The organism is Xanthomonas sp. NCPPB 2632 (assembly GCF_041228075.2).
Taxonomy (GTDB): Bacteria; Pseudomonadota; Gammaproteobacteria; order Xanthomonadales; family Rhodanobacteraceae; genus Luteibacter.
On sequence record NZ_CM192979.1, the window covers coordinates 2,024,399 to 2,041,888 of the forward strand.

Consider the following 17,490-nt stretch of genomic DNA (forward strand, 5'->3'; position numbering starts at 1 on the left):
TAGCCGCAGGCGAGGGATTCGAACGGATCAGGCCCGAAGGGGGCCGGCCAGGACGGCCGGCCGTTTTCGCGAGACAGGAGGTCGAGTCGAAAACCCCCGTTCGAAGCCCGACCCGCCCCGTAGGGCAATAAATAGACGGCCGCGCGTAGGAGCGCACGATGTGCGCGAACCAGATACACGGCCGCGCCAGCGGCCTTTCCTCAACGGGTCGCCGCAGGCGTGGCCACGAGGGTGGCACCCGCCGGCTCTTGCTCCAAGGCCCAAGGCCCAAGGCCAAACGCGATGCCGAAGGCGAGCCCACACAATCCCGCCATCAATCCCGAAAATTATCGAACTGCAACGGCACTTCCACATCGGCCTTGCGCAGCAGCGCCATGGCCGCCTGCAGGTCGTCGCGCTTCTTGCCGGTGACGCGGATCTTCTCCGCGTTGATCTGCGCCTCGACCTTCAGCTTGGCTTCCTTGATCTTCGCGATGATCGTCTTGGCGACCTTCTGCTCCAGGCCCTGCTTGATCGTGACCTTCTGGCGCGCCTCGGCGAGGTTGGTCTCGACCTTGCCGACATCCATGGCGCGTACGTCGATCTGACGGGCGGAGAGGCGGGCGCGGAGGATGTCCATCACCTGGCCGACCTGGAATTCGTTGTCGGCGTGCAGGGTCAGGACGTTTTCTTCCTGCTCGATCTTCGCGGACGTGCCCTTGAGGTCGAAGCGGGTGGTGACCTCGCGGTTGGCCTGGTCCAGCGCGTTGGCGAGTTCGTGTTTGTCGACTTCCGAGACGATGTCGAAGGAGGGCATGGTGGGGTCCTTGTCGAAGGGGGCGATGCCCCAGTTTACGCGAGGGCGCTACCATGTGCGTTTGCACGGCGGGAAACACCATGGAATACGACGTCCTCGTCATCGGGGCGGGCGCGGCGGGACTGATGACGGCCATCGTCGCCGGCGGCCGTGGCCGGCGCGTGCTGGTGGTGGATCACGCCAACCGCGCGGGCAAGAAGATCCTGATGTCCGGGGGCGGGCGCTGCAACTTCACCAACACCGCCACCACGCCCGCCAACTTCCTCTCGGCCAATCCGCATTTCTGCAAGTCCGCGCTGGCGCGCTATACGCCGTGGGATTTCATCGCGATGGTCGATCGCCACCGGATCGCCTGGCACGAGAAATCGCCGGGGCAGCTGTTCTGCGACGAGTCGTCCAAGCTGATCGTGCGCATGCTGCTGGACGAATGCGCCGCGGCCGGCGTGCGCGTGGAGACCGGCTGCGCCGTGTCGCGCCTGCGTGCCGTGGAGGGTGGCTTCGCCTGCGACACGCCGCTGGGGGCGGTGCGCGCGGCGTCGCTGGTGGTCGCCACGGGCGGGTTGTCCATCCCCAGCCTGGGCGCCACCGGTTTCGGCTACGAGGTGGCGAAGCAGTTCGGTCATCGGGTGCTGCCGGTGCGGGCCGGGCTGGTGCCGCTCACCCTCAGCGGCAAGCACCAGGAGCGTTTCGATGGCCTGGCCGGCGTGGCGCTGCCGGTGGATGCACGGGTAGGGGATGCCGCGTTCCGCGATGCGTTGCTGTTCACCCATCGCGGCCTCAGCGGCCCGGCGATCCTGCAGGTGTCGTCGTATTGGGAGCCGGGGACGGATCTGCGTGTCGATCTCCTGCCCGGCGTGGATGCCGGCGAGGCGCTGCGCCAAGGGCAGGCCGAGCGCCCGGCGGCCGAACTGAAAACCGTGCTGGCGTCGTTGCTGCCGCGACGCCTGGCGGAGCGGTTGTGCGAGATATGGTTACCCAACCGCCCCATGCGGCAATACCGCGCCGCCGAACTGAACGACATCGGCGCGCAACTGGCCGACTGGCCCGTCGTCGCCAGCGGCACCGAGGGCTATCGCACCGCCGAGGTCACCCTGGGCGGCGTGGATACCGACGAGGTGTCCTCGTCCACCATGATGTCGAAAAGACATCCGGGGCTGTATTTCGTAGGGGAGGTTCTCGACGTGACCGGCCACCTGGGCGGTTACAACTTCCAATGGGCCTGGGCCTGCGGACATGCCGCAGGCCTCGCCGTCTGACAGGAGCGCGACATGCGTATCGGATTTATCGGCCTGGGTGCCATGGGCGCCGCCATGGCCGCCAACCTCGTCAAGGGTGGCCATGAGGTCACCGTGTGGAACCGTTCGCCCGAGGCGGCCCGGCCGCTGGCGGAGCAGGGCGCCCGCGTGGCATCCAAACCGGCGGAGGTGGCCGAGGGTGCCGACGTCATCCACGGCATGCTCGCCAACGACGCCGCCGTACGCCAGGTGTTGTTCGACGGCGGTGTGCTGGATGCGTTGCCGCGAGGGGCCGTCCATGTGAACCACGCGACGATTTCGGTGGCGCTGGCGCGCGAACTGGTGGAGGCGCACGAGGCACGTGGGCTGGGCTTCGTGGCCGCGCCCGTGTTCGGCCGGCCGGAGGTCGCTGCCGCGGGCGGGCTGAACATCGTCGTGTCGGGCAAGCCCGAGGCCGTGGTCACCGTACAGCCGCTGCTGGAACTACTGGCGGCGAAGGTCTGGCCGATGGGCGACGATCCGATCCGCGCGACCATCGTCAAGATCGGCGGCAACTTCATGATCGGCGCCGCCATCGAGAGCATGGCCGAGGCCACCGCGCTCACCCGCGCGCACGGCGTGAGCGCGGCCGACTTCCTGGATGTCATGTCCAACTCGCTGTTCGCCGCCCCGGTGTTCAAGAACTACGGCGGCCAGATCGCCCGCGACACCTACACCCCGGCCGGTTTCAAGCTCAGCCTGGGTTTCAAGGACGTGGGCCTGGCGCGCTCGGCCGCGGAAGCGGAGCGCGTGCCGATGCCGCTGGCCAGCGTGCTGCACGACACCTTGCTCGAATCCCTGGCGCAGGGCGATGGCGACATCGATTGGGCCGGCATGGCGCGTGTGGCGGCGGCTCGGGCCCATCTCAAGGACTGAGCGTCGACCGGGCGATGGCCGGCTGGCGGGTCAAGCGGTGAACGGCGGGCGCCCTGGGGGAGAGGCGCCTTCACACTCTCCAGTCCGATGGGTTCGCCACAATGTCTACCGCACGCTGTTGTGCAGTCTTGGGAACGAACTCATGTCGGTCACCTGGAAAGCGGTTTACGAAGGCGAGCACGAAGGCCGCACGGTCTCGGTCAAGGAATCCAACGACCACACCTACAAGATCCTGACCACGCAGAACTTCCACGACGAAGGCACCGCGTACCAGGACGGCGAACGCTACGTGCACGTGTCGCCCGCCAGCGCCGGCGAGCAGGTGGAGAGCGAGGTCAATTCGCGCGATTCGCTGCAGGAGGCCCTGAAGGAACTTCATTTCTCCAGCGAGACGGTAAGCGCGATCCTCCAGAAGCTCCCGTAGAAGCGAACCAGGCCCCTAACCCTTACCCCGCCGGGCAAGCCATTTGTCCAGCTCATTGGCGAAGTTCTGCCGATCGCGGGGATGCATGGCCGCCGGCCCGCCGGTGTTCACCCCCGCGCCGCGCAGTTCTTCCATGAAGTTGCGCATGGAGAGCCGCGCCGCGATGGTATCGGTGGTGAACATCTCGCCACGCGGGTGCAGGGCCAGGGCGCCTTTCCCGATCGCGAAGGCAGCCAGCGGAATGTCCTGTGTAACGACCAGATCGCCCGGCTCCACGCGGCGGACGATCTCGTCGTCGGCGACGTCGAATCCGCCGGGCACCTGGATGGACTGCACGAACTTCGACGGCGGCGTGCGAATCCACTGGTTGGCGACCAGCGTTACCATCACTTTCTCGCGTTCGGCCGCCCGGAACAGGATGTCCTTGATGACGTTGGGGCATGCATCGGCATCGACCCAGATCTGCACGGTCAGGCGTCCGTCCAGTCCACGTGGCCGTCGACGATGGTGTTGGTGCGACCGCCCACCCAGATGGCCTCGCCGTCGATGCGGATGATGAGGCGCGCGTCGTGGCCGATCTCCCGGCCCTGGCTCACGATATAGCCCCGGGCGAGCTGGCCGGTCCGGTCGCGCTCCGCCACGTAGGCCGCGATCAGTCCGTTGGCGGCGCCGGAGGCGGGATCTTCCACGATGCCCACGCCTGCGGGAAAGGCACGTACCGCCAGACCGTCGGCCGACCGGGCGAAGACGCAAAGGCCGAGCGTGTCCGTGGCCAAAGCCAGCGCACGAATGGCCGCGTGGTCGGGGCGCCAGGTGCGCAGGGTTGCTTCGTCGGCGAACTCGGCGACCCACCAGCGGCGACCGCCTTCGACACAGGCCGGCGGCAGTACACCAGGCTGTATGCCATAGAGCACGCTGGAGAGGGCTTCGCCGCCGTGCGAGGCGTCGCCGACGATCCGGGCCTTGGGCGACTGCACGAACAGTTCGCGATCCGCGCCATGGCCCTCGACGCGGATGGGCAGGACGCCCGCACCGCATTCCTGCCAGATCACCCCGGCCGCATCCGGCGTCACCAGCCCGGCGTCCAGGGCGGCGTGGGCGCTGCCGATCGTCGGGTGTCCGGCGAAGGGGATTTCCTTCGTGGGCGTGAAGATGCGTGCCCGGTAATCGGCGCCGGCCGCGCGCGGGGGCAGCAGGAAGGTGGTCTCGACGAGGTTGGTCCAGTGGGCGAAGCGCTGCATCGCCGCGTCGGACCAGTCCTGTGCGTCGACGACGACACCGAGGGGATTGCCACCGCCACGGCGGGCGGCGAAGACATCCAGCTGCTTGTAGCGAATCGAGGGCATGGGTGGAACCGGAGCGGTGGGGAAGGCCTGCATGATACCGGCCGGAACGACGACCGGGGGTGGGGTACGATTCGACATCGGCGTCGGCACGCGCCAAGATGCGCGCTGGTTGGACCTGACGAAGGACGCGGTACTCCGCATGATCACGCTGCTCATCATCCTCGTGACCTGTGTGGTCTCGATCGTCGCTTTTCGTAACCAGCGCCTGCTGGACGACCTGATCCTCTGGCCACCGGCCCTGTCGCGCAGCCGCGAGTATTACCGGCTGGTGACCTATGGCCTGGTCCATGGGGACATGGGCCACCTGTTCTTCAACATGTTCTCGCTGTACTTCGTCGGGCGTGGCATGGAACAGCTGTTCACTCAGGAGATGGGCCCGCTGGGCTTCGTCACCTTCTACATCGGCGCGCTGATCTTCTCGATCCTGCCGTCGTACATCGCCAACCGGCGCAACGCCGGTTACCGCAGCCTCGGTGCCTCGGGCGCGGTGTCGGCGATCCTGTTCGCCTTCATCCTGGTCCAGCCCTGGGCTCGGATCATCGTGTTCGTGGTGCCCATGCCGGCGATCCTGTACGCCGTGCTTTTCGTGGCCTATTCGGTCTACATGGACAAGCGTGGCGGCGACAACGTCAACCACAGCGCCCACCTGTGGGGAGCGGCCTACGGTGTCATCTTCACCGTGGCACTGGAGCCGCGCATCCTGCCGTACTTTCTCCAGGCCCTGATGAATCCGCGCTTCTTCTGAGTGCGAACCTGAATTCTTCCCGCGCCGCGATGTGACTTCGGCCGACAGCTGTTACATCATGCAGTTGTCCGCGACGAACAGTTTTCTCCTTCCAGTCGTCCGGCACGTACGCGGGTTTCCCCGGTGGGGTAGTTCGCGTCGGCTTCTACCGCACGAGGAATGAACGCATGGCTACGATTCGAAAGTCCGCTGCGAAGACATCCGCGGCCAAGAAAAAAACGGCAGCGAAGAAAACCGCGGTCAGGAAGGCCGGTGCCGGCGCCGCTACCGGAAAGACTCCACGCACCGCCGCCACGCGGCCGGCTTCCCGGAAGGCCGCCCCCGCCCGATCGACTGGTAAGTCGACGGCCCGGAAGGCTGTTGCAAAGAAAGGCGCGGTGAAGAAAGGTGCGGTTGGAAAGGCTGTGGTGAAGAAGACGGCGGTCAGGAAGGCGCCGGCCAAGAAGACGGCAGCCAGGAAGGCATCGGTCAAGAAAACCGCAGTGAAGAAGACGGCAGTCAAGAAGACAGCAGTCAAGAAGACAGCAGTCAAGAAGGCAGCAGTGAAGAAGGTGGCTGCAAAGAAGGTAGCCGTGAAGAAAGTGGCTGCGAAGAAAACAGCCGTAAGGAAGACGGCCGTGAACAAGGTCGCTTCGAGGAAATTGCCCGCAAGCAAGGGGTCGGCCGGCAAGGCAGCCGCCAGGAAGGTGGCCTCCAACAAGGTCGCGGTGAAGAAGACAACTGCGAAGAAAGCAGCCCCGACCAAAGGCGTTGCCAGGAAGACGTCTGCCAGGACGGCCCCGGCTCGCAAGGTAGCCGGAGGGAAGACCGTGGCAAAGACGTCGGTCAGTCCCGCTTCCAAAAAGACGACAGGCAGGGGCGTAGCTGCCCAGACGAAACCCGGCAAGGCCTCACCCGCTAAGTCCGCGTCGACGACATCCACGACGACAAAGCCATTCTCGGCGACAAAGTCGCCGGTCGGCAAGACGGCGGCACGTAGCACCCCATCCCGTGGCGGCACGGGTACGGCGGTTGCAGCGAAGGGTGCGAAGACCACGGATAGCCGCAAGACGGTCGTGTCGACCACCCCCAGCCGAAACACGGCGGCGGCGAAGACCCCGGTGCGTATCGATGCCGTGGATCGCTCCGTTGCAGCGCATGTGGTCGAGCACAAGCCCGTGCAACGTGCGTCCGAAACGAAGGTGGCGCGCCAACCGGCACCGGCAAGTGCGAAGCCTCGCGCGGCGGCTCCCAAGCCGGAGACGGCCGTGCCCAAACCCGCCCCGGCCGCCACGAAGCCGGAGCCGGCCGTCTCGAAACCTGCACCTGCCGCGGCTGACAACGAGCCGGTTCAACACATCAGCCAGGAAGAGGCCGTCGCGCACATCCAGGCTCTCCTGGACGCAAAGCGCGAACGCGATCGGCAACCGCCGACGTGGCCGACGGGCGATGCAGGGCACGGCATTCCTTCGTCACCTTCGTCGGGTGACAACGGCCAGGCTTCGACCGCGCCATCGCCCGAGGCGTCCCACGCCAGCACCGCCCACGAGCGTGGCGATCAGCAGAAAAACAAGGACTGACACCCAGTCTGAATGAAGCCGAAGGGCCGCCATGCGCGGCCCTTCGTGTTTTCTCGCCGTTCAATCGCAAGGGTGCAGTGTCGGTATCGTCGATGACCGAGGGGAAGTGCCATGCGAACCGTGCGAGCCACCGTACTTGCCCTGGTCATATGTGCGCCGCTTGCCGGCTGCTACTACGACCCTGGCTACGGTTACGTGCGTAATGGAACGGGTGGCGATGCCTACTACGGACAGGAAACGACGACCACGATCGTCGATCCGGGCTACGGCTACTACGACAATGGCTACGGCTACGGTCCCGGCTGCTGTTACTCCGGCGTGACCGTCGGCGCCGTCTGGTACGACTACGGCGGTCGCCGTTACTACCGCGGACGCGATGGCAATTACTGGGATCGTTCGGGCCACCGCGGCCCGCCTCCGGGTCACGGTGGTCCGCCTGGCGACCGTCCCGGCGGCTGGCAGGGGCATCGACCGGATCATGATCGTCCGGGTGGCGATCGCCCCGGTGGCTGGCAGGGCGGCCGCCCCGGCGGTGACCGCCCTGGTGGCTGGCAAGGGGGGCGTCCCGGCGGCGATCACCCCGGTGGCTGGCAAGGCGGTCGTCCCTCCCGCGACCCCAACGGCCAAGGGCCAGGTAACCGCCCGAGCAACGGCAACCCCGATGCGCGACCGTCGCAGAACAGACGGGACACGAACGGACCGCGCCGTATCGATCGCGACCACGACTCGCGTTAGACCGCCAGCAAGGTCGGCCTATTGCAACGCATGCGTCGCCCAGGTAGCCCTTACATGATGAAGGCCAGCCTCCCGCGACACATGCGCGACTAAGCGCAGCGCTCGTGTTTTGCAGCGACGGCCCACAAAAGATCGTGGGCCATGTCGTTCGGATCCGCACCTAGGCTGGAGGCTGACTCGTATCGGCGGGCCGCCTTGTCTCGTTATCCCCGTTTTTCCCTGGTTACCCTGGCGATAGCCGCGCTGCTCGGGTGCACGCTGGTGCAAGCCGCTCCTTGGTTACCGTCCCCGTCGCTGTGCCTCGCCGTCCTCGTAGCGCTGCTGATCGTAGCGATGTGCTCGCGTACCGATCCGGTTCGGCATGCCGTTACCGTCGCACTATTCGCTGCCTGGGCCGCGCTGCACGGTGCGCAGGGTTCTAGCGCGCGATTGCCGCGCGAAAACGAGGGAGAAGACATGACGCTGGTGGGCCGGGTCGTCGATTTGCCCCGGCGCGTCGATGCCGACACGAGCTTTCTCTTCGTCCCGGACGCTATCGGTGAAGCCACCGTCGTGCTTCGGGGCAGGGTACGGCTGACATGGTACCGGTCGGCATCCCCGCCGCGCCCCTGCGAACGCTGGCGATTGCGGGTGCGCCTGCGCCGTCCTCGCGGGTCGGTCAATCCCGGCGGCAGCGACGCCGAGCGCGTGGCCTTGCAACGGGGCATCGTGGCGACCGGCTACGTCCGTCCATCGCGGGACAACCTCAAGGTATCCGGCGGCCACTGCGTCGATGGGTGGCGTTCCGCTATCGCCGATGCTTTGGACCGCCAGCTGGGGGCCCGACGTGCGCGCGTGATCAAGGCCTTGTCCGTGGGCGACACGCGTGGCCTCGATGGCGCCGACTGGGACATTGCCCGCGCCACGGGGGTGTCCCACCTCATCGCGATCTCGGGGTTCCACGTGGGCGTGGCCGCCAGTGGCGGCGTGCTGCTCGTGCGCCTGATCTACGCCACGTTCCCCTGGCTGGCGCTACGGCTTCCCCGGCCGGTGGTCCAGTCCATCGCCGGCCTGCTTGTCGCCACGGGTTACGGCCTGCTGGCGGGCATGGGCCTGCCGACAGTGCGCACCTTACTGATGATTGCCGTCATGGCCTCTGCCCATTGCCTGCGTCGTCGCGTCCACGGCGTGACCATGCTCGCCCTTGCCCTGGTCGCCGTGCTGGTCGCGTCGCCGCTTTCGGTGCTCTCCGCAGGCTTCTGGCTGTCCTTCGCCGGTGTCGGTTTCCTGATGGCCTGCGTGGCGCCACGTGCCGAGGGATGGCGCGGCTGGATCGGCGAGCTGCTGCGCGCGCAGGCGGCCATGAGTCTCCTTCTCCTGCCGATGTCCCTGTGGTGGTTCGGCAGTGCCTCGCTTGCCGGTTTCGCGGCGAATCTGCTGGCGGCACCGCTGGTGAGCTTCCTGGTGGTACCGCTGTGCCTGGCCGGCAGTGCGCTGCTGCCGTGGCCGCTGCTTGCCGCGCCCTTGCTGGCGGCTGCAAGCGGACTGCTCGACGTCTTGTGGCGGGGCCTCGCCCTGGTCGCGGCGTGGCCGGCGGCGCGACTGGGCGTGGCGGAAGCGGGGCTGGTTCCCGTCGTACTCGCCACCTTCGGTGCGGCCTGGCTTTTCCTGCCGCGCGGTGTGCCGTTGCGTGGTTACGGAAGCCTGCTCTGCCTGCCGCTGCTGTTGCCACCGAAAGATACCCCCGCGCCCGGCGCGTTTCACGCCTGGGTGCTGGATGTGGGGCAGGGCCTGGCGGTGCTGGTGCGCACGCGCTCGCACACGCTGGTGTACGACACCGGGCCGGCGTATGCAGGCGGCCGCGACGCCGGCGCGGGTGTCGTGTTGCCCTCCATCACGGCGCTGGGGCTGGGCCCCGTGAATACGCTGGTCGTCAGCCACGGCGACCGGGACCATGCCGGCGGTGCCTCGTCGATCGCGGCGCGTTATCCGCAGGCCCTGCGCCTTTCGGGTGAGCCGCGCCGCCTTGCCTTTCCGGCGCAGCGCTGCACGGCGCAGACCTCGTGGTCGTGGGATGGCGTGGTGTTCCGCTTCATCGACGTGCCGCGCGAGCGCTCGGGAAAGACTCCCGGCAACGACCGCTCGTGCGTCCTCTCGATCGAAGGCATCGGAGGTCGCTTCCTGCTGACCGGCGACATCAGTGAACGCGCCGAGCGCCGCGTGGACGAGGATGCATGGTTATCCGAGCTACCTACGGTGAGCACCGTGGCCCACCATGGCAGCCGTCACTCGTCGGGTCGGCGTTGGCTGGCCGATGTGGAGCCGTCGATCGCCGTGGCCTCGGCGGGCTACCGCAACCGGTTCGGACACCCGCACCGCACGGTGGTGGATCGTTTCGAGGCGGTGGGCGCACGTGTTCTGGTGACGGCGACAAGCGGGGCGGTGCGTATCGATTTTCCCGTCAGCGGCGAGCCGAGGGTGGTGCGCGAGTGGCGCCTGGGCGAACGCCGCTACTGGCACGAGTAGCGGCGTCGCGATCGCGGTTTTCAGATGACGTAGTCCTTTTGCCGGTAGGATCCCCGTTCGACCTTCAGTTCGACGCTGCCGTCGGCTAGCCTGACGTAGTATGAAACGTCGCCCTGAATGTAGTTCTGCACGAGGTGGCCGCCGATTCGGTACCGCGAGGCTTCATCCCAATACGGGGGAAGCTCGACGTTCGCGGTTTCCTTGTAGAGCGACATCAGTTTGACCGATCCGTTGACCGTGTTACCAAGACCGGCATAGTTGATGCGTCTGAACCTACTGGCATTGACCGGGTCGCTGACCTCGAATCCATCGGCATTGAGCGACTCGCTGCCATGAAAATTTCCCTGGACATCCCAGGAACCGTTGTCTTCATCGTAGGTTCGCGCGACCTGCCGATTGAATGCATCGGCAAGCCGAGGCAGACGGCCGTCGAAGTTGAGTTGGTCCTCGACCCAGGCCCGCTCGTCGATCGTCATCTCGGTGTCGACGACTTTGAGCCGGCCGTCATCGTAGAGCGTGTCGAAAGGCTTTTCCATGATGGTCGGCCGCAGCATCTTCATGGTCTGAAGTCTCGGCTCCAGTGCGTTCGCGAAATCGACGAAGCGATACTCGACGGCCTGCTGGTTGAGCCATCGGGTGTCATAGGTGCGCTGGCGATCGTCGTCGGATAAGGGATGCTTGACGCAACCCCTGGCGCATAGTGTTTCCGGTGTGGTGGCCGGTGGCGGGTTAACCTTTGGGAACGAAGGTGGCGACCATGCAGGCAGTGCGCTCAATGCGTTCATGGCTGGTTCCCCCGGAAGCGCTCACGACACACATGCTGGAAGTTCGCCCCTTCGGGCGGCTGGCGGTCGTCGGCTGTTGTCGCCGTAACGGTTGCCCCGGGAACATAGGTGATATCCCAATACGCCGGCTTGTTGGATCGGCGATGCACGCTGACCGGACCCACGATACCTGGCCCTCGACACTCGCCGATCGGCAAGCGCACGGTCGCCATGCCGAGGGAATCGGTGATGGCATCGACCGCCGCAAGTTCCACTGCTTTCTTCGTCGTGCCATCGCGATCGAAGGCAACGATTCGGATGCGCTCGCCAAGCGCTGGGGTCTTGCCATCGGCCTTGAACGCCGCCGCCGTGACATCGAGGAATCGGGCGGCATTGGCGCCGCCCGGCATGCTGCCACTGCGCAGGCCCGGGGCGAGATGCGTGATGTTCTCGCGGCTGCCCGCGCGGGTGATGACGGCATGGGTGCTTGCCAGCGCCGTGGCGGTGGCAGCGGTGCATGCTATGCCCAGTACACATGCCATCGTCAATGTGTTTCGCATGTCGGTTTCCTCGCTGATAAGTGACGTTTCAACGTAGGTGGAAACCTTGCGGCCATCTGTCGGGCACGACCCTCGCGTCGCTTCGTTCCGTCACCCGTCGGACAGGGCGTTTAGTCGCCTTCGTCGTGGCCTTGCCCGCATCCCGCTCGCCCGAAACCCTGGCCGAGGCGGTGCGTACGGCCAAGGCCGATGTCGGTTTTACCGGGACGCTTCCTCCTGACCGGCGACATCGGCGAACGCGCCGAACGCCGCATCGATCAGGATGCATGGTTGCTGGTGAAGGCGGGTAGCGGGGAGGCATATCAATTTCCCTGTCCACGGCGTGCCGGTCATATCCAGAGACCCTCGTGCTGAAACGAGCCCCGTTCGGTTTGCAGCTCAATGGTTCCGTCGGGACGTTTTACATAGCGGGAAAGTTCACCATCCAGGTACTTCTGCACCAGATGCCCACCCATGGCGTCACGGTCCGATTCGTTCAGATACCAAGGCAGCTTGTAGTCGCGTACATCGTTGCACAGGGAAATCAGCTTGACGGATGCATTGACCGTGCGATCCAGCCCCAGGTAGCTGATGCTCTCGTTGACGGCATCGCCATTGAGCGGTACGTGCCCGTGGAAAATACCGTTCTCGTCCCAGGCGCCGGTGTCTTCATCGTAGGTCCGGACAACCTGCCGATTGAAAGCATCTGCCAGCCGGGGTAACACGCCGTCGATATTGAGCTGATCCTCTACCCATGCTTTTTCTTCATGGGTCATGTCAGTGTCCACGACCTTGAGCCGTCCGTTGTCGTAGATCGCGTCGAAAGGCGTTTCCATCAGACCGGGCCTGAGCATCTGCATGCTTTGCAGCCTGGGTCGCAGCGTGTTGACGAAATCGACGAAGCGGTCCTGCACGGCCTTTATGTTGGCCATTGCGGTCTCCATCGTGCGCGTAGAGTCGATCGGCGTGCTGAGTGAGTCTAAGCATTCCTTTGAGCAATCATGTGTACGCGATGGGCTGATTGGCCGAGAGGGGGTGATGGGTGCGACGTACCGCAGCGAATCGAGCGAAGCAGGCATGGTCATGGACGTGCTCCGAGATACTGCTCACGACACACATGCTGAAAGTTGGCCTCACGCACCCTCGTGTCGGGCGAGATCCTCGCCCTGACGACGGCTCCTGAAACATAGGTGATCGACCACCATTCCGGTCGGTTCGACGGGCGACGGGCCGTCACGGGGCCCGCGATTCCTGGACCCCGGCAGACTCCGATATCGAGGCGAGCTCTCGCCATACCCTGGGAATCGGCAACGGCTACGGTCGTGGCCAGTGCGGTCCTGCGTTCGGAGCGCCCATCGCCATCGAAGGCCTCGAAAGTGACGGACACGCCGGGCGCGGGTGTCGTGCCATCGGCCTGGAAGACCATCGCCGTGACATCGAGCCATCGGGCCGCATTCGCACCTCCCGGCATGCTGCCACTGCGCAGGCCCGGGGCGAGATGCGTGATGTTTTCGCGGCTGCCCGCGCTGGTGATGACGGCATGGGTGCTCGCCGATGCCATGGCGGTGGTGCATGCCATGGCCAGTGCGCATGCCATCGTTGACGTATTTCGCATGTCGTTTGCCCCGCTGATGAGTGAGGTCTCAAAGTAGGCGTAAACCTTGCGGCCATCTGTCGGCCACGACCCCCGTGTGACTGAGTTCCGTCACTCGGTGCACGGGGTGTCCATGCGCTTTCGTCGTGGTCTCGCCCGCATCCAGTTCAGCCGAAACACAGCCCAGGTTGTTGCACCGCAGTTTGACTTTCGAAATTTAGAACGATTTAAATGGCGATTCCGCACTTCCAGGGGCAACGCGCGTGACGCGAACGAAACAGGGTTGGAGCAGGACGGCGTGGGTCGTCGGCATGATGGCGGCCGTGGCCGGACCGGCAGGCGCCACGGCGTCGGTCCAGCGCTTCGACACCTCGTTCGAGCCCGGCGATCCTGCCCTGGTGACCCGGAACGCGGGTGGCCTGGATATCAGCCTGGTAGGCGGTCCCCCGGCCGAGGCGGTGCTCACCGCCAAGGCCGATGTCGGCTTTACGGGCACGCATTCCCTGCGTTACGCCGGCAACTCCACGGGCGCGCCCAACGCCGCCCGCTTGTTCGATACCGATATCCGCGTGGGCGACGGCACAACGCTGTCCTGGCTGGTCTTTCCGCGGTCGAACAAGGACGACCTCGCCAATCCGGCGAACTATGTCGCGGTGGACCTGGTGTTCGACGACGGCTCGCGGCTCTCCACCACGGCGGCACGCGACCAGCATCGGGTGCGCGCGACCGCGAAGGGGCAAGGCGAAGGACGCGTGCTCTATCCCGACCAGTGGAACTACGTCAGCGTGGACCTGGGTGCGGTGGCGCGGGGACGTCGCGTCAGGGCGATCGAGCTGGTCGCCGATGCGCCGCCGGGCAAGGCCTTCGAGGGCTATGTGGACGACATCCGCATCGGCACCGTCACGCCGGTGAACAGCACACACCCCACCGACTATGTGGACACGCGCCGCGGCTCGATCGCGAATGCCAATTTCTCGCGTGGCAACAATTTCCCCGCGGTGGCCCTGCCGCACGGGTTCAATTTCTGGACGCCCGTCACCAACGCCGGGTCCAACTGGCTCTACCAATACCAGGAGCGGAACGGCCCCGACAATCGGCCGCGGATCGAGGCCTTCGCCCTGTCCCACGAGCCCAGCCCGTGGATGGGCGAGCGCCAGACCTTCCAGGTGATGCCGGCCCAGGCGACCACGGGTGCGCCGACGCTGAAACGCGAGACGCGCGCCTTGTCCTTCGGTCACGACGCCGAGGTGGCCCACCCCGACTATTACCGGGTGCGTTTCGACAACGGGCTGACCACCGAGATCACGCCCACCGACCATGCCGCGATGTTCCGCTTCACCTTTACCGGCAAGCGATCGCAACTGGTGTTCGACAACCTCAACGAGAAGGCGGAAGTCACGCTCGATCCGGGCCATCGTGCCATCCAGGGCTGGTCGGACGTCCGCAGTGGCTTGTCCACGGGCGCCACGCGCCTGTTCTTCTACGCCGAGTTCGACCGGGACGTGGCCGAGAGCGGTCGGCTCACGGGCGAGAAGCGCGACGCCGCCTCCGCCTGGTTCGGCTTCGACACCGCGAAGAAGGGCGATCGTACGGTCACGATGCGTATCGCCACGTCGCTGATTTCCGTCGACCAGGCCAAGGCCAACCTCGTGCAGGAAATCGCCACCACCGATACGTTCGACGGCGTGCGCGAGCGGGCCCGCAAGGCGTGGGACGAGCGCCTGGGCATGATCCAGGTGGAAGGCGCGACGCCGGACGAGCGGACCATCCTCTATTCGAACCTGTACCGGCTATTCCTCTATCCGAACCACGCCTACGAAAACACCGGTACGAAGGACCAGCCCGTCTGGCGCTACGCCAGTCCGTTCTCCGCCGCGGCGGGCGAGAACACCGCCACGCAGACCGGCGCGCGTGTGCTGGACGGCCAGCCCTACGTCAACAACGGCTTCTGGGACACCTACCGCACTGCCTGGCCGGCGTACGTGCTGCTGACGCCGACCGAGGCGGGCAGGATGATAGACGGCTTCGTGCAGCAGTACCGCGACGGCGGCTGGATCGCCCGCTGGTCGTCGCCCGGTTATGCCGACCTGATGGTGGGCACCAGCTCCGACGTGGCGTTCGCGGATGCGTGGCTGAAGGGCGTGCGCAACTTCGACGTCGCGTCGTTCTACCAGTCCGCCATACGCAACGCGTCCACCGTCAGCGACGTGAAGGGCGCGGGCCGCAAGGGCATCCAGCGTTCGTTGTTCAACGGTTACACCGACGACACGGTGAACGAAGGCCTGTCCTGGTCGATGGACGGCTACATCAACGATTTTGCCATCGGTAACCTCGCCGCGGCGCTGGCGAAGGACACCCGCTCGTCCGGCGGTTATGCCGCCTATGCGGACGATGCCGCCTGGTATCGCTCGCGGGCGCTGGGTTACGCGAACCTGTTCGATCCGGCGGTGGGCTTCTTCGTCGCACGCGATCCCGCCGGCAAGTGGCGCTGGAACGACAAGGACTTCAACCCGACGCGCTGGGGTGGCGACTACACCGAGACCAACGCCTGGAACATGGCCTTCCATGCGCCGCAGGATGGCGCCGGACTGGCCGCGCTCTACGGCGGCCGCGCCGCGCTGGCCGCCAAGCTGGACCAGTTCTTCAGCACGCCCGGCACGTTCGATGTGGGCGATTACGGCGACGTGATCCACGAGATGCTGGAAGCGCGCGACGTGCGGATGGGCCAGTACGGCCACTCCAACCAGCCCTCGCACCACATCATCTGGATGTACGACGAGGCCGGCCAGCCGTGGAAGACCCAGGACAAGCTGCGCGATGCCGTGTCGCGGCTGTACGTGGGCAGCGAGATCGGCCAGGGCTATCCCGGCGACGAAGACAACGGCGAGATGTCCGCGTGGTGGCTGTTCGGTGCCGCGGGTTTCTATCCGCTGCGCATGGGCACCCCGGAGTACGTGATCGGCGCGCCGCACTTCCCGCACATGACCATCCGCCTGGAAAACGGCGCGGCCATCGACATCCGCGCGCCGGGCGTCAGCGACATAAACCGCTACGTGCAGTCGCTCACGGTCAACGGCCAGCCATGGAACAGCGTGACGCTGCCGCACGAGCTGCTGGCCCGCGGCGCCACCCTGGACTTCACCATGGGCCCCAGCCCCTCCACGTGGGGTACGAGCGCCGACGCGCTGCCGGCATCGATCAGCGCCGAAGGCAGCAAACCCGCGCCGCTGGTCGACCTGACCGCGTCGGGCGGCAAGGCCTTCGGGTCGGCGCAGGCGGGTGATCTGGCCAGGTTGTTCGACAACACCTCCGACACCACGGCCCATCTCGACGGCAAGGGGGCCAGCGTCGGCTGGCACTTCGACGCGCCGGTGACGGTGCGGATGCTGACCCTGACCTCCGCGGCTACGGCGGCGGATGCCTCGGGCTGGGTGCTGGAAGGTTCCAGCGACGGCAAGCATTACACCACCGTGGACCAGCGCCAGGGCCAGGCCTGGCCGTGGCGCCGGCAGACGCGGGCCTTCGCTGTATCGGCTCCCGGCGCCTATGCCTGGTACCGCCTGCGGCTGGTGGCCGCGAACCCGGGCGCGGGTATCGATCTGGGCGAAGTGGAGTTTCTCGGGGCCCTGCTATGATGTCGCCCTGACTCAAACGTACCTCCGGGGTTCACGTGCTCGAGATCCTTCTCGCTGGCGGCTGGGCATTGCTGCCGATCCTGATCTGCTCGCTGGTCGCCATGGCGATCGTGTTCGAACGCTTCTGGGCACTGCGCCGCGCGGCGGTACTGCCGCCAGGACTGGGCGACGAAGTGCGCCAGTGGGCGCGTTCCGCCCAGCTGGATGCCGGCCACCTCGCGGCGCTGGAGAAGGGCTCGCCCCTGGGTGAACTGTTCGCCGGCGCGCTGGCCGTGCGCGATCGCCCCCGCGAGATCATCAAGGAGCGGATCGAGGACAGCGGTCGCCATGTGGTCCATCGCATGGAGCGTTACCTCAACACGCTGGGCACCATCGCCCTCATCGGGCCGCTGCTGGGCCTGCTGGGCACGGTCATCGGCCTGATCCGCATGTTCATGGGCGTGATGGCCGGCGGCATCGGCGATCCCACGCGCATGGCCGGCGGCATCGGCGAAGCCCTGATCTGCACGGCGTTCGGCCTGATCGTCTCGATTCCGGCCTACGTGCTGCACCGTTATTTCCGCTCGAAGGTGGGCGGCTACGTGGTGCAGATGGAAAAGGAAGCTACCGCGTTGCTCGATGACCTCTCTGCGGCACGTCCCGCCGCGCGCCGTCGCCCTGCCGCGGCGGACACCGCCGCGCCGCAGGCCGGTTGATCC

Annotated in this window: 16 protein-coding genes; 10 read left to right on the forward strand and 6 right to left on the reverse strand. The window is 66.3% G+C overall.

The features are described from left to right. Positions 1-313 precede the first annotated feature (313 nt). The gene (locus tag AB8808_RS09105) at positions 314-796 is read right to left on the reverse strand and encodes a YajQ family cyclic di-GMP-binding protein (RefSeq protein ID WP_369928673.1); all 483 of its coding nucleotides are present in this window, start codon (positions 794-796) and stop codon (positions 314-316) included. An 80-nt stretch (positions 797-876) separates the two neighbouring features. Between AB8808_RS09105 and AB8808_RS09110 the strand changes: the two genes are divergently transcribed. From AB8808_RS09110 to AB8808_RS09120, 3 genes are all read left to right on the forward strand, one after another. Further along, positions 877-2,052: a BaiN/RdsA family NAD(P)/FAD-dependent oxidoreductase gene (locus AB8808_RS09110; RefSeq protein WP_369928675.1), complete on the forward strand. Its 1,176-nt coding sequence runs from the start codon at positions 877-879 to the stop codon at positions 2,050-2,052. A gap of 12 nt (positions 2,053-2,064) precedes the next feature. After that, positions 2,065-2,946 carry an NAD(P)-dependent oxidoreductase gene (locus tag AB8808_RS09115; protein ID WP_369928677.1) on the forward strand — a complete coding sequence of 294 codons (882 nt, stop codon included), beginning with the start codon at positions 2,065-2,067 and terminating at the stop codon, positions 2,944-2,946. A 142-nt stretch (positions 2,947-3,088) separates the two neighbouring features. After that, complete coding sequence (locus tag AB8808_RS09120; RefSeq protein ID WP_369928679.1) at positions 3,089-3,370, forward strand: hypothetical protein; 282 nt, start codon at positions 3,089-3,091, stop codon at positions 3,368-3,370. 15 nt (positions 3,371-3,385) lie between these two features. On the opposite strand, the gene AB8808_RS09125 is transcribed toward AB8808_RS09120, so the two are convergent. Beyond that, entirely contained in the window at positions 3,386-3,838 is a 453-nt protein-coding gene (locus AB8808_RS09125; RefSeq protein WP_369928681.1) for a YaiI/YqxD family protein, read from the reverse strand. A 2-nt stretch (positions 3,839-3,840) separates the two neighbouring features. Continuing rightward, entirely contained in the window at positions 3,841-4,716 is an 876-nt protein-coding gene (locus AB8808_RS09130) for a PhzF family phenazine biosynthesis protein (protein ID WP_369928683.1), read from the reverse strand. A 139-nt stretch (positions 4,717-4,855) separates the two neighbouring features. Between AB8808_RS09130 and AB8808_RS09135 the strand changes: the two genes are divergently transcribed. The 4 genes from AB8808_RS09135 to AB8808_RS09150 all read left to right on the forward strand — a co-directional run bounded on the left by AB8808_RS09135 (position 4,856) and on the right by AB8808_RS09150 (position 10,260). After that, entirely contained in the window at positions 4,856-5,461 is a 606-nt protein-coding gene (locus AB8808_RS09135) for a rhomboid family intramembrane serine protease (protein WP_036141978.1), read from the forward strand. A gap of 167 nt (positions 5,462-5,628) precedes the next feature. Beyond that, entirely contained in the window at positions 5,629-7,020 is a 1,392-nt protein-coding gene (locus AB8808_RS09140; protein ID WP_506193257.1) for a histone H1-like repetitive region-containing protein, read from the forward strand. Positions 7,021-7,131: 111 nt separating this feature from the next. Next, positions 7,132-7,755 (forward strand): hypothetical protein, encoded by a 624-nt coding sequence (locus AB8808_RS09145; protein WP_369928685.1) that lies wholly within the window; start codon positions 7,132-7,134, stop codon positions 7,753-7,755. Positions 7,756-7,950: 195 nt separating this feature from the next. Further along, entirely contained in the window at positions 7,951-10,260 is a 2,310-nt protein-coding gene (locus tag AB8808_RS09150) for a DNA internalization-related competence protein ComEC/Rec2 (protein ID WP_369928687.1), read from the forward strand. A gap of 20 nt (positions 10,261-10,280) precedes the next feature. Here the strand turns inward: AB8808_RS09150 and AB8808_RS09155 are convergent, their stop codons facing one another. The 3 genes from AB8808_RS09155 to AB8808_RS09165 all read right to left on the reverse strand — a co-directional run bounded on the left by AB8808_RS09155 (position 10,281) and on the right by AB8808_RS09165 (position 12,495). Continuing rightward, complete coding sequence (locus AB8808_RS09155) at positions 10,281-11,045, reverse strand: hypothetical protein (RefSeq protein WP_369928689.1); 765 nt, start codon at positions 11,043-11,045, stop codon at positions 10,281-10,283. Continuing rightward, positions 11,042-11,584, reverse strand: a complete 543-nt coding sequence (locus AB8808_RS09160) for a hypothetical protein (protein WP_369928691.1) — start codon at positions 11,582-11,584, stop codon at positions 11,042-11,044. The genes AB8808_RS09155 and AB8808_RS09160 overlap by 4 nt, the downstream gene beginning before the upstream one ends. Before the next feature lie 329 nt (positions 11,585-11,913). Continuing rightward, positions 11,914-12,495 (reverse strand): hypothetical protein, encoded by a 582-nt coding sequence (locus AB8808_RS09165; RefSeq protein ID WP_369928693.1) that lies wholly within the window; start codon positions 12,493-12,495, stop codon positions 11,914-11,916. A gap of 390 nt (positions 12,496-12,885) precedes the next feature. Here AB8808_RS09165 and AB8808_RS09170 point away from each other — a divergent pair, with 390 nt between their 5' ends. The 3 genes from AB8808_RS09170 to AB8808_RS09180 all read left to right on the forward strand — a co-directional run bounded on the left by AB8808_RS09170 (position 12,886) and on the right by AB8808_RS09180 (position 17,487). Beyond that, a complete protein-coding gene (locus tag AB8808_RS09170; RefSeq protein WP_036141969.1) occupies positions 12,886-13,215 on the forward strand; it encodes a hypothetical protein in 330 nt (109 codons plus the stop codon). A 253-nt stretch (positions 13,216-13,468) separates the two neighbouring features. Further along, the gene (locus tag AB8808_RS09175; protein ID WP_369931357.1) at positions 13,469-16,792 is read left to right on the forward strand and encodes a GH92 family glycosyl hydrolase; all 3,324 of its coding nucleotides are present in this window, start codon (positions 13,469-13,471) and stop codon (positions 16,790-16,792) included. Between the two features lie 35 nt (positions 16,793-16,827). Further along, on the forward strand, positions 16,828-17,487 hold the full coding sequence (locus AB8808_RS09180) for a MotA/TolQ/ExbB proton channel family protein (RefSeq protein WP_036141965.1): 660 nt from the start codon (positions 16,828-16,830) through the stop codon (positions 17,485-17,487). Positions 17,488-17,490: the final 3 nt, after the last annotated feature.

Bases quoted from the DNA above. Each gene is read 5' to 3' on its own strand.
- AB8808_RS09110 (WP_369928675.1), top strand. From the start codon at position 877: ATGGAATACGACGTCCTCGTCATCGGGGCGGGCGCGGCGGGACTGATG.
- AB8808_RS09155 (WP_369928689.1), bottom strand. From the start codon at position 11,045: ATGAACGCATTGAGCGCACTGCCTGCATGGTCGCCACCTTCGTTCCCA.
- AB8808_RS09140 (WP_506193257.1), top strand. From the start codon at position 5,629: ATGGCTACGATTCGAAAGTCCGCTGCGAAGACATCCGCGGCCAAGAAA.
- AB8808_RS09105 (WP_369928673.1), bottom strand. From the start codon at position 796: ATGCCCTCCTTCGACATCGTCTCGGAAGTCGACAAACACGAACTCGCC.
- AB8808_RS09130 (WP_369928683.1), bottom strand. From the start codon at position 4,716: ATGCCCTCGATTCGCTACAAGCAGCTGGATGTCTTCGCCGCCCGCCGT.
- AB8808_RS09165 (WP_369928693.1), bottom strand. From the start codon at position 12,495: ATGGCCAACATAAAGGCCGTGCAGGACCGCTTCGTCGATTTCGTCAAC.
- AB8808_RS09160 (WP_369928691.1), bottom strand. From the start codon at position 11,584: ATGCGAAACACATTGACGATGGCATGTGTACTGGGCATAGCATGCACC.
- AB8808_RS09175 (WP_369931357.1), top strand. From the start codon at position 13,469: ATGATGGCGGCCGTGGCCGGACCGGCAGGCGCCACGGCGTCGGTCCAG.
- AB8808_RS09135 (WP_036141978.1), top strand. From the start codon at position 4,856: ATGATCACGCTGCTCATCATCCTCGTGACCTGTGTGGTCTCGATCGTC.
- AB8808_RS09145 (WP_369928685.1), top strand. From the start codon at position 7,132: ATGCGAACCGTGCGAGCCACCGTACTTGCCCTGGTCATATGTGCGCCG.
- AB8808_RS09120 (WP_369928679.1), top strand. From the start codon at position 3,089: ATGTCGGTCACCTGGAAAGCGGTTTACGAAGGCGAGCACGAAGGCCGC.
- AB8808_RS09115 (WP_369928677.1), top strand. From the start codon at position 2,065: ATGCGTATCGGATTTATCGGCCTGGGTGCCATGGGCGCCGCCATGGCC.